Below are 11366 nucleotides of genomic sequence, written 5' to 3'. Positions count from 1 at the left end.
TGCCGGATCGCCGTCAGGTCGGTCGGCGCGCCGGCGATCCGGTGGCCGGCCACGACGAAGGCGGGGTCGAGCGCCTCGATGTCGTCGAGGACGCGCAGCCATTCCGCGCGCTGCTCGGTGCTCGCGCTGTCGGCGGTCCAGACGTGGAGGCCCTCGAACAGGAGCACTCCGCCGAGCAGGGCGCGTCCCTTCGGCTCGAAGAGGTACCAGGCGCGGTCGCCCAGTGCCGTGCTGCCGCGGCGGACCTCGAGGGCGACGCCGTCCACGGTGACCGACGGCGCGGTCAGCGGCGCGATGTCCACCAGGCGGGTCGGCAGGTTGGCGCCCAGGTGCGCCCACGCGGCCAGCTTCTTCTCGTAGCTGTCGCGGATGTGCGCGATGACGTCGGCGGGCGCGAGGAACACTGCCTCCGGGAAGGCGTCGGCGATGACCTCGGCGCCGAAGTAGAAGTCCGGGTCGCCGGCGGTGATCAGCACGGTGGTCAGCCGCTTGCCGGAGTCGAGGACCGCGGCGACGATCCGGTGGCCGTCGGCCCGGGTGAAGGCCGCGTCGACGACGACGGCTTCGGTCTCGCCGGTGACCAGCACGCTGGTCTTGTTCAGCGAGGTGTCGGCCGCATCGATGATCTGGTAGCCGAGGGTGCTCATGGTTCGGTCCTTCCGGGGTGTCAGTGCGAAACAGATGTGAGGTGGCGGTCGAGGGCGTCGGTCAGGTGGGCGGCGGCCGAGGTGGGGCCGCCGAGGCGCACCACGCCGGTCGCGGTGTGCAGCAGCAGCGTCGGGTAGGCGGTAACGCCCAGCCGGGCGGCGCGGCTGAAGTCCTGGGCCGCCCCGGTGCGGGCGTTGAACGCGGTCAGCACGTCGTCGGCGGCCAGGCCCAGCAGTCCGGCGATGTGCCGGTAGGTCGAGGCCTCGGACAGGCTCAGCCCGTCGAAGTAGAACGCCCGCTGCATCGCTTCCGCGGCGGCCAGTGCCTGCCCGGGCGCCGCCGCCCGCAGCGCGGCGAACCCGGCGGCGGCCGCCGTGGAGTCCATCTCGAAGCGGCCGTCGGCGACGAGTGCGCGGTAGCCGGGCCCGAACTCGGCCCCGGTCAGCTCGGCGATGCGCGCGTTGGCGTCGGCGACGTGGGTCATGGTGCCGATCGGCGCGACCCGCGCCCCGGTGAACAGGCCGCCGCTGACGACGTCGAACTCGATCCGCCCGGCGTTCGCGGCGGCGAACCCGGCGACTGCCGGGCCGAAGCCGTAGCACCAGCCACAGTAGGCGTCGAACACGTAGGTCAATCTCGCTTTCATGCCCCTCAGCCTAGGAAGCTGACCTGCGGGTTTCACGGTCGTGACCGGACGTACCATGGTAAAAATGGGACATCCCACGCGAGGCGCCATCCGCTCTGTCCGGTATGACCCGCCGCCCGGTGTGACCGGCGAGATCGAGCTCACCTCGCTCGCGCGCATGCGGGCCCGCGCCGGCCTGGACGAGTTCGTCGCCCCGCAACGCCTCGGCTTCGACCTGATGATCCGGCTCGAGGCGGGCAGCGCCGTGCACACCGTCGACTTCACCGGCTACCCGCTCGGACCCGGCGACGTCCTCTGGGTGCGAGCCGGGCAGGTGCAGCAATGGGGAGCCATCGACGGCATCGAGGGCCAGGTCTTCCTGATCAACCCGGCCGCGATCGACAGCGGCACCCGGGAACTGATCCGCGCCGCGGACGTCACCACCCCGAACCACTGGACCGCCGCCACGATGGCGGGCACCCCCGCGGCGGCTGCTCTTGACGCCGCACTGGCCACCGCCGCGGCACCGCCGGCCGCGGGTCTCCGCGACGCCGCACTGGCCCGCGCCCTCGCCGCGGCCCTGCTCCTCCTCGTCCTGGCCGGCCAGGAAGGCAGCGGCCACCGCCCGCCGACGCACCAGGCGTTCCTCTGGTTCCGCGACGAGCTCGAGGCGAACTTCCGCACCTGGCACAAAGTCGCCGACTACGCCGCCCGCCTGGGCTACTCGACCCGCACCCTCAACCGCTTGGCCCGCGACAACACCGGCCTGTCCGCCAAGCAGCTCATCGACGAGCGCGTCGTGCTCGAAGCCAAGCGCCTGCTCGCCCACGGGCACGACACGATCGCCCGGACCGCCGAACAGCTCGGCTTCGACGACCCGTCCAACTTTTCCAAGTACTTCCTGTACCGCACGGGCATGACACCGGCGGGCTTCCGGGACCGCGTCAGACCGCAAGGCTGAGGCCGCGGGTCTCGCTCGACTGCGGCTTCGCCTACCCGCATGACGGGCATCAGGTATCCGCCGCACGTTCCCCATGAGGCGAGGCTCAGGCGCCCCCGGCGGGCAGCCAGTCGGCGGGGACGGGATACCGTCGGAGCGCGACGAAGACCGACTTCTCGTCGCCGGGCCGCGCCGGGTCGAAGAGCACTTCGGCACCGCCGGGCCCGATCACCAGCCCCGTCTCGCGGGAGCGGCGGGTCGCCCAGCGCCGGACGCCCGCCGCGTCGGGGTAGGACACGGTCACGGTGGAGCCGGCGATCCGGGTGCCCGACTCGTCGCTCGCGAGGCGGAGCTTGACTTCGATGACGTCCGCCGTCACCCGGCAGCCGTGCGCCAGCAGGCGATCCCGGGTCCGGGCCAGCTCGGCGTGCCGGCAGCCGGAGGCCACCGCGTGGACCAGCGCGGCCAGGGTCAGCGTCAGCAGCAGCGCGGGCGCCCACCAGTCGGCGTAGTAGAACACCCACGCCCAGAACCCCCAGATCTCGTCCTCGTGGAACACCGGGTCCACCGCGGTGCCCACCGCGAGCGGAGGGAGCCAATCCCGGGCCGACACCCAGGTGCCGGCCGTGCTCCCCGAAAGCGCCAGGACGACCGGGAACACGGGTCCCCCCGAACGTCCCCGGTAGCGCCGCACGAGGGCACCGGCGAGCGTGGCCGTGACGAGACAGAGGAGAACACCGAGCGTGCCCCAGACGACGACGTACGGCGGCTCCCCGTCCCCGCGGTCGTCGAAGACGCTGTCGATCGCCATGGTCCGGAACTGCTCCATGAACCCGCCGAAGCCCAACCCGGCCAGGGCGCCCGAAACCAGGGTGGCGACCGAAGCGGCGACCGCACCGGCAAGCACCCCACGGTGCCCGCGCCACCGCTCGAGCCGTTCGTGGCGGGCCTTCGCCGGATCCACGGTGTTCACCACGTCCCCCTCCATTCGATCGCGCCCCCGGCGGGACGTGCCCAGCCTGCGCCGGGCCGGGCGCTACCGGACCCCGGTTTCGAGCTTCGGTAGTGCCCGCCGGCTGCTCGCAATACCCCGGCAACAGCGGAACGCCGGTTCACGGCCGGTGGGACTGCTGGCTAGGTCATCGCCCTTTCAAGGCGAAGGACCGGGATCGATACCCGGATCGGCTACGCACCAGGAGGGTCCGCGTCTGCGGGACCTCCGCGTGACGAACAAGCATCGACCCGTTTTCGAGACGGTTGCCTTACCGGACTCGGCCAATCATCCCGGCACGACAACGGATTCGTGTCGTGGTGGTCGAGGCGCCAGGAGTCGAACCTGGTGATCGGGCGAGCACTTCCGGCGCGTTGCACCGCAGGAGCACCACGGCAGAGGAGAAGCGCATGGAAACCGACCGGTACGTCGAGGCACCCACCTACCACCGTCCCCGGCCCGGCGATCCGCCGTCGGTGTTCCTCGCCGGTGGCATCACCGCGGTGGCCGAGCCGTGGCACGAGCACGCGGTGCGCACGCTGCTGGGCGCGCCGCGGCCCCTGATCGTGTTCAACCCGTGCCGGGCGGACTTCCCGATCCACGACCCCGGCGCGGCGTTCGAACAGGTCAGCTGGGAGCAGCACCACCTGCGGCTGGCCGGGCTGACCCTGTTCTGGTTCCCCCGTTCGGACGCGGCGAAGACCACGCAGCCCATCGCCCTGTTCGAGCTCGGGCAGGCACTGGGGGAGGGACGGCGCATCGTCGTCGGCGCGGACCCCGGCTACCCACGCGAGCACGACGTCCACCTGCAGTGCCGGATCAACCGCCCGGGGATGCCGGTGTGGTCCACGGTGGACGACACCCTCACCGCGGCGATCGAAGCCGCACACGGTTGATCGCGAGGACGACGCCGAGGCGGAAAGGCTCGCTCCTCCGGGACAGTCGGGAATGGGTCGGCGTACCGCGGATGCCCGCCCCTCGAGGTGATGGTTCGCCCCGTGTCCGCAGCCCACTCCCAGCGCGCTCGCCGCCGGGTGCAGGCCGAGCACTCTTGACAGGGTGGCCGCGTTCGCTACCCTACTTTCTGGGAGCGCTCCCAGGAATCGGGTATTGCTCAAAGGAGAGCAGATGACGCAGTGGAGAAAGGCGTTCGGCGCGCTGGCCGCGGCTGTCGTGGCCGCGAGCGGGTTGGTCGCCTTGGGCGCGACTGGCCAGGTCGCCGCGGCGGCAAGCGGTACGGGTAGCGGATACCTGCACACCAGCGGCAACAAGATCCTGGACAACACCGGCGCGACGGTCCGGCTGACCGGCATCAACTGGTTCGGGATGGAGACCGACAACAAGACCTTCCACGGCCTGTGGTCCAGCCGCACCTGGCGCCAGCAGCTCGACCAGATGGCTCAGCTGGGCTACAACACGCTGCGCGTGCCGTTCTCCGACGACGCGCTGAAACCCGATGCCAAGGCCACCGGGATCAACGACTACACCAATCCCGATCTGATCGGGCTCTCGCCACTGCAGATCCTCGACAAGGTGATCGGCTACGCGGGCCAAAAGGGAATGCGCGTCATCCTCGACCGGCACCGGCCGACCAGTTCGGGGCAGACCCCGCTCTGGTACACCGCGGGCGTCCCGGAGAGCACCTGGATCAACGACTGGAAGACGCTCGCCCAGCGCTACGCGGGCAACACCACGGTCATCGGCGCGGACCTGCACAACGAGCCGCACGCCGAGGGCACCAACCCGGCCGCGACCGGCGCGTGCTGGGGCTGCGGCGACACCGCCCGCGACTGGCGGCTGGCCGCCGAACGCGCGGGTAACGCGATCCTGGGCGTCCAGCCGAACTGGCTGATCTTCGTCGAGGGCGTGAGCTGCCCGAGCGGCGGGCTGTCGAATGTGTGGGACGGCGACCCGTCCAACGACGAGGACTGCGGCTGGTGGGGCGGGAACCTGTCGAAGGCCGGCGATTTCCCGGTACGCCTGTCGGTGCCCGGCCGGCTGGTGTACTCCCCGCACGAGTACGCCACCTCGGTCTACAACCAGCCGTGGTTCAGCGCGCCTGACTACCCGGCGAACCTGACCGCGATCTGGGACAAGTACTGGGGTTACCTGTACAAGCAGAACATCGCGCCGCTGATGATGGGCGAGTTCGGCACCACGCTGGCGAACCCGGTCGACAAGGTGTGGCTGGAGAAGCTGATGGCTTACACCGGGACCGGCGTCAACGGCATCTCGTTCACCTACTGGTCGTGGAACCCCAACTCCGGCGACACGGGCGGCATCCTCAACGACGACTGGGCCACGGTCAACCAGGCGAAGCAGAGCATCCTCCAGCCCTACCTCATCCCACCGGCCGGCGGCGGGCCCGACCCGACAACGACGACACCCACGACCCCCACGTCCGGCGGCGGCACCGGCGGGTGCAAGACGGCGTGGAAGCTGGACAATTCCTGGCAGGGCGGCTTCCAGGGCGCGCTGACGGTGACCAACACCGCGACGAGCGCCGCCAATCCGTGGAAGGTCGTGTTCACCCTGCCCGCCGGGGCCACCGTCGCCAGCGGCTGGAACGGCACCTTCACCCAGAGCGGCACCACGGTCACGGTGACCGCGCCGTCCTACAACCCGTCTCTGGGCGCGGGAGCGGCCGTGTCACTCGGCTTCACCGCCAACGGCACGTCGGGCGCACCGTCGGCCGTCACGCTCAACGCGGCGGCCTGCACCACGTGACCGGTCCTGGCTGCGGCGCCGGCCGGGCGCCGCAGCCAGGCCACGTCCTGTTCTTCGGCCCGTCCCGGCGCAGGTCAGCCGAGGCGGTCTGCCAGCCGGGCGCTGTTGTAGACGGTCACCGCGTCGCAGGCCGGGGTGCCGATCGCGCGCTCGTAGGTGCCGACGATCGCCTGGTCGGCCCGCGCGCTGTCGGTCGTCCACAGGACCTTGTAGAAGATTCCCCGCTGGGGCAGCTCACCCCGTACTTCTCATCGGCCATCAGGTTGGTGTCCTCAACCCGGCACGAGCCGAGCTCGTCGACCACCCGCCACACCCGCTTCGACGCCGCGAGGATGTCCGAGCTGTCCGCACTGGACGGCGAGGTGGTCGTCGCGTCCGTGGTGGCCGAGCCGGTCGAGGTCGGCCTGCGGGACGTCGTGGGCGAGGCCGACGTGGTCGGGCTCCGGCACTCGAACGAGTACTCGACCGTCGTGCCGTCGGAGCAGGTGTAGCTGGAGCTTTCGTTCGACACGACGATCAGGTAGGCCGCCACCGCGAGCGCCACGAGGGTCATCGCGGAGACCGACGCCGCCAGCGCCCGGCGTCGTTTCCGGGCGGCGGCACAACGACGGGGGCCGGGCCGGGCGGTGGGAAAGCCGGCCGGGCCGTGCGCGCGGGCCCAGGCGTGGCGGGCGGGCCCGTCGGCCACCGCGGTCGTCGGGTCGCCGTGCACCGGCGGCGGCCGGCCGATCCGCTGCGTGACGAGCGTGCCCAGCGTTCGGAGCCACAGACCCGCTGACGGAGGAAGTGGCGGGCAACCTGGAGATCGTGCTGCGCAACCAGTGACCGGCCACCTTCGAACCGATTCGACGGCCCGCTCGGTTGGGCGTAAATTTCACGTCCCGCGCGGTCTCGCCGTCGGGGAGTGGCCGCCGGATCCGCTCGGGTCACACTCGCCGATATCGAGACGGCAGAAGGGATTCATGGCGATCCCCGGGCTGCGGCGACGTCCGGCGGATGATCACTTGCCGCCGCCGGGCGCAAGACGTCGTTGACCTGCCGCCGACCGGGTTCGTACCATCCTGGCGAACCCATCGAGCGAACCGGTTCGACGCCGACTGCTCCCGTGGAGAGGGCACCGATGTCCAGCTCACCGCACCAGGTTCCGAGGTGCCAGGCGAACCGGCCGCTCGCCCCTGCTCGTCGTCCTGGCCGGGGTACTGGTGCCGGTGCGCCGCGGCCCCACGCGGCGGCGAGCACCTTCACCCTCGGAGCCCGGCGTACGGACACCGCCGGTCGCGCGCTGCAGTTGCACGGCCTCGGCATCGTCCAGGTCGGCAACACCTGGTACGGCTTCGGTGAGGACAAGACCGGCCAGACGACGGCGAACACCGCGTTCCAGGACATCCCCTGCTACACGTCGACCGATCTGGCGAACTGGACCCACCAGGGGATCGCGCTGGCGAAGCAGGCGGGTCGGGGTTCCCGACCGTTGAAGAGCCCGCGCCCCAGCCGGATGTCGCGCGGTCGGCCACCCCGCACCGAGGATCCCGGTGCCGCTGGTGGTGCCCGCGTTGGGCGATGTCGAAGCACAGCCCGGACTGAACCGGCAGCGGAAGCTGCGGACCTGACGCCCCCACCACAGTTCCACGCACTCACGGGAGACGATGATGTCCGAACCGCAGGACCAGGGACGATCCATCCGCCGGCGCACGGTTCTCGGCGGGGGGCTCGCCGCTCTGGGGGCCGTGGCCCTGCCGGGCGGGATCGCATCGGGCACTCCCGGCGCGGCACCCGGAGCCGCGGCGGCGTGGGTGGACCCGCCCAACGGTTACCCCGAGTGGAACAACAACATCGGGATCTTCGAGGTCAACTCGGAGCCGCCGCACGCGACCTCCATGCCGTACGCCGACCTCCAGCAGGCGCTGGACGCCGACCGCACCACGTCGCCGTACCGGCTCGACCTCACCGGGACGTGGCGGTTCAAGCACGTCGCCAAGCCCGCCGACCGTGACCTGAACTTCCACCGCACCGACGTCGACGACACCGCCTGGCCGACCATCCCGGTGCCCGCCAACTGGCAGCAGCACGGCTACGACTTCCCGATCTACGTCAACTACACCTACCCCTGGTGGGGCGCCAACGGGCAGAACGAGAACGCCCAGCCGCCGTTCGCGCCGACGCGGTTCAACCCGGTCGGCCAGTACCGCCGGCGGTTCGACCTCCCGGCCGCCTGGCAGGGGCGGCGGGTCCACCTGCACTTCGAGGGCGTCAAGTCCGGGTTCTACCTGTGGGTCAACGGAACGAAGGTCGGGTACCGCGAGGGCTCGTACACGCCGGCCGAGTTCGACGTCACCGACTACGTCCGGGCCGGCTCCAACCTGGTCGCGGTCGAGGTCTACCGGTTCCCGGACGGGGACTGGCTGGAGGACCAGGACATGATCCGGCTGTCCGGGATCTTCCGGCCGGTCTTCCTGTACTCGGTGCCCGCGGTGCACCTGCGCGACTTCACGCTCACCACCCCGTTGCGGGACAACTACACCAACGCCGACCTGGCGGTGAAGGTCGCGGTGCGTAACCGTGGCGCGCAGCAGTCGGGGACGTACTCGGTGGAGGTCCAGCTCTACGACGCCAACCGGCAGGCCGTCTGGCCGTCGCCCCTGCGGGTACCGGTGGACGTGGGCGCGGTGCCGGTCGGGCAGGACGCAACGGCGCAGGGTTCCCAGGCCGTCCAGGGCCCGAAGCTCTGGTCGGCCGAGCACCCGAACCTCTACACCGCCGTGCTGCAACTGCGCGACCCGTCCGGCGCGGTCACCCAGACCGCGTCGGCACGGGTCGGCTTCCGCGAGTTCACGCTCTCGGGCGGCCTGATGCGGATCAACGGTCAGCCCGTGTCGTTGCGCGGCACCAACCGGCACGAGACGAACCCCGACCGCGGGCAGGCGTTGACCCGCGACGACATGGTCACCGACATCAAGCTGATGAAGCGGCTCAACATCAACGCCGTCCGGACCTCGCACTACCCCAACAACGCGGTGTGGTACGACCTCGCCGACGAGTACGGCATCTACGTCATGGACGAGGCCAACCTGGAGACCCACGGCGTGCGGGACAACTACCCCGACTCCAACTCCGCCTGGACCGCGGCCGTCGTGGACCGGGCCGTCCAGATGGTGCACCGCGACAAGAACCACCCGTCGGTCGTCATCTGGTCGCTCGGCAACGAGGCGGGCGGCGGCAGCAACTTCGTGTCGATGCGCAACGCGATCCGCTCGGCCGACCCGACCCGGATCGTCCACTACGAGGGCGACAACCGGCGCGAGGTCAGCGACATCCGGTCCCGGATGTACGAGAGCCCGTCCACGGTCGAGGGCCGCGCCAGGGACACCTCCGACACCCGCCCGTACGTGATGATCGAGTACTCGCACTCGATGGGCAACTCCACCGGCAACTTCAAGGAGTACTGGGACATCGTCCGGCGCTATCCGATCCTGCAAGGCGGGTACATCTGGGACTTCGTCGACCAGGGCCTGCGCCGGCCGATCCCGTCGGGCGGCAGCGGGACCTACCTCGCGTACGGCGGCGACTGGGGCGACAACCCCAACGACGGCAACTTCTGCGCCAACGGCATCGTCACCGCGGACCGGCGGCCGTCCGGCAAGGCGGCCGAGGTCAAGCGGGTCTACCAGGCGATCACCGTCTCGGCGGGCGCGGACGTCACCAGCGGGGTCGTCAAGATCACCAACGAGAACCTGTTCACCAACGTCAACGAGTTCACCGGCCGGTGGTCGCTGGTCGCCGACGGCACAGTCGTCCAAAGTGGAGCGCTCACCGCCGCGCAGCTCGACGTCGCGCCGTTGACGAGCAAGACCGTGCAGCTGCCCGTGCAGCGGCCGACCGCCCCGGCGCCGGGGGAGGAGCACTTCCTCGAACTGTCGTTCACCCTTACGACCACCACGGCCTGGGCCGACGCGGGGTACGAGGTGGCGCGGCAACAGCTCCCGGTGAACTTCTCCAGCCCGCCCGTCGTGCCGACACCGGTGGCGGACCTGCCGGCGTTGACGGTCACCGAGGCCAGTGACCGCGTCACCGTCGCGGGCACGGACTTCACCGTCGTCTTCGCCAAGGCGACCGGCACGATCAGCTCGTTCGACGCGATGGGCGTGCGGCTGGTCAACTCCGGCCCGGTGCCGAACTTCTGGCGCGCACCCACGGACAACGACCGGGGCAACGGCCAGCCCAGCCGCAACGGCACCTGGCGGCGGGCCGGCCTGGACCGGACCGTGACCGGGTTCTCCGTCAGCAAGCCGTCGGACCGCGCCGTCCGGATCGCGGTCACCGGCACCCTGCCGACCAGCACCACGTCGACGTACACCACGACGTACACGGTGTACGGCAACGGGGAGATCAAGGTGGACAACACCCTGCACCCCGGGGCGACCAGCCTGCCGTACATCCCGGAGGTGGGCACGATCCTGTTCCTGCCCGCGGACCTGGAGCAGGTGCGCTACTACGGCCGTGGGCCGGAGGAGAACCACTGGGACCGCAACAGCGGGTCCGACGTCGGTGTGTACTCCTCGACCGTCTCGGGGCAGTGGACCGGTTACATCCGGCCGCAGGAGAATGGCAACAAGACCGACGTGCGGTGGGTGGCGTTGGTCAACGGCAGCGGCCGTGGCCTGCTCGCGTTCGGCGAACCGCTGCTGGAGGTGAACGCGTCGCACTTCACCCCGGAGGACCTGTCGACCGGTACCCGGCACGACTACCAGTTGACGCGGCGGTCGGAGGTCGTGCTGCGGCTCAACCACCGCCAGATGGGTGTCGGCGGCAACGACAGCTGGGGCGCGCAGACTCTGGACCAGTACAAGCTGTTCGCCAACCGGGACTACTCCTACACCTACCGGCTGCGGCCCCTGCCGGATGTCGGCCAGGCCCTGGCGCTGTCCCGGCGACCGGTGGAGACGGCGGGCGGCGGCAGCGGTCCGCAGACCGGCGTGTACTACCGGCTGGTGGCCCAGCACAGCGGCAAGGCCGCGGACATCAACGGCGCGTCCACCGCGGCCGGCGCGCTGCTGATCCAGTGGTCGGTGTCCAGCGGGCTCAACCAGCAGTTCGACTTCGTCGACTCGGGTAGCGGCTACTACCGGATCCGGGCGCGGCACAGCGGCCTGGTGTTGCAGGTCGCGAGTTCGAGCACCGGCGCCGACATCAGCCAGCAACCCGATTCCAACGCCGCGAGCCAGCAGTGGCGCGTGGTGGACCAGGGCGGCGGCACGGTGAGCCTGGTCAACCGCCAGAGCGGCCTGGCGATGGACGTGTTCAGCGCGTCGACCGCCGACGGCGCCCGCATCTCGCAGTGGACCCCGGGCGGCGGTGCCAACCAGCGCTTCACCCTCCAGCGCGTGTGAGCCGGTAGTCCGGGTGCGGACCGACCTGGCGCAGGTAGCCGAGGTACC

8 protein-coding genes and 1 tRNA gene are annotated in these 11366 nt (G+C 70.8%); 6 read left to right on the top strand and 3 right to left on the bottom strand.

Going from position 1 to position 11366, the window contains the following annotated elements:
* Both ACFVYA_RS47860 and ACFVYA_RS47855 read right to left on the bottom strand, forming a co-directional pair.
* The coding region (locus ACFVYA_RS47860; protein WP_387055046.1) for an MBL fold metallo-hydrolase at positions 1-647 on the bottom strand (647 nt) is incomplete at its 3' end.
* Positions 648-667: 20 nt separating this feature from the next.
* Entirely contained in the window at positions 668-1294 is a 627-nt protein-coding gene (locus ACFVYA_RS47855; RefSeq protein ID WP_387055044.1) for a DsbA family protein, read from the bottom strand.
* Positions 1295-1358: 64 nt separating this feature from the next.
* Here ACFVYA_RS47855 and ACFVYA_RS47850 point away from each other — a divergent pair, with 64 nt between their 5' ends.
* A complete protein-coding gene (locus ACFVYA_RS47850) occupies positions 1359-2234 on the top strand; it encodes a helix-turn-helix domain-containing protein (protein ID WP_387055042.1) in 876 nt (291 codons plus the stop codon).
* A gap of 85 nt (positions 2235-2319) precedes the next feature.
* Here the strand turns inward: ACFVYA_RS47850 and ACFVYA_RS47845 are convergent, their stop codons facing one another.
* The gene (locus tag ACFVYA_RS47845) at positions 2320-3189 is read right to left on the bottom strand and encodes a hypothetical protein (protein WP_387055040.1); all 870 of its coding nucleotides are present in this window, start codon (positions 3187-3189) and stop codon (positions 2320-2322) included.
* Between the two features lie 140 nt (positions 3190-3329).
* Between ACFVYA_RS47845 and ACFVYA_RS47840 the strand changes: the two genes are divergently transcribed.
* The 5 genes from ACFVYA_RS47840 to ACFVYA_RS47820 all read left to right on the top strand — a co-directional run bounded on the left by ACFVYA_RS47840 (position 3330) and on the right by ACFVYA_RS47820 (position 11318).
* Positions 3330-3401 (top strand) — tRNA-Glu (locus ACFVYA_RS47840).
* Between the two features lie 213 nt (positions 3402-3614).
* Positions 3615-4100 (top strand): nucleoside 2-deoxyribosyltransferase domain-containing protein, encoded by a 486-nt coding sequence (locus tag ACFVYA_RS47835; protein WP_285991845.1) that lies wholly within the window; start codon positions 3615-3617, stop codon positions 4098-4100.
* 232 nt (positions 4101-4332) lie between these two features.
* Entirely contained in the window at positions 4333-5931 is a 1599-nt protein-coding gene (locus ACFVYA_RS47830) for a cellulase family glycosylhydrolase (protein WP_387055037.1), read from the top strand.
* Positions 5932-6197: 266 nt separating this feature from the next.
* On the top strand, positions 6198-6422 hold the full coding sequence (locus ACFVYA_RS47825) for a hypothetical protein (RefSeq protein WP_387055035.1): 225 nt from the start codon (positions 6198-6200) through the stop codon (positions 6420-6422).
* Between the two features lie 1158 nt (positions 6423-7580).
* Positions 7581-11318 (top strand): glycoside hydrolase family 2 TIM barrel-domain containing protein, encoded by a 3738-nt coding sequence (locus ACFVYA_RS47820; protein ID WP_387055033.1) that lies wholly within the window; start codon positions 7581-7583, stop codon positions 11316-11318.
* Positions 11319-11366: the final 48 nt, after the last annotated feature.

Origin of the sequence: Amycolatopsis sp. NPDC058278, from assembly GCF_042881395.1 — a bacterium.
Classification (GTDB): domain Bacteria; phylum Actinomycetota; class Actinomycetes; order Mycobacteriales; family Pseudonocardiaceae; genus Amycolatopsis.
This window is presented reverse-complemented; position numbering and strand designations above follow the sequence as displayed.

Coding starts and splice junctions, on each gene's coding strand:
- ACFVYA_RS47830 (WP_387055037.1), top strand. CDS start 4,333: ATGACGCAGTGGAGAAAGGCGTTCGGCGCGCTGGCCGCGGCTGTCGTG.
- ACFVYA_RS47850 (WP_387055042.1), top strand. CDS start 1,359: ATGGGACATCCCACGCGAGGCGCCATCCGCTCTGTCCGGTATGACCCG.
- ACFVYA_RS47855 (WP_387055044.1), bottom strand. CDS start 1,294: ATGAAAGCGAGATTGACCTACGTGTTCGACGCCTACTGTGGCTGGTGC.
- ACFVYA_RS47835 (WP_285991845.1), top strand. CDS start 3,615: ATGGAAACCGACCGGTACGTCGAGGCACCCACCTACCACCGTCCCCGG.
- ACFVYA_RS47820 (WP_387055033.1), top strand. CDS start 7,581: ATGTCCGAACCGCAGGACCAGGGACGATCCATCCGCCGGCGCACGGTT.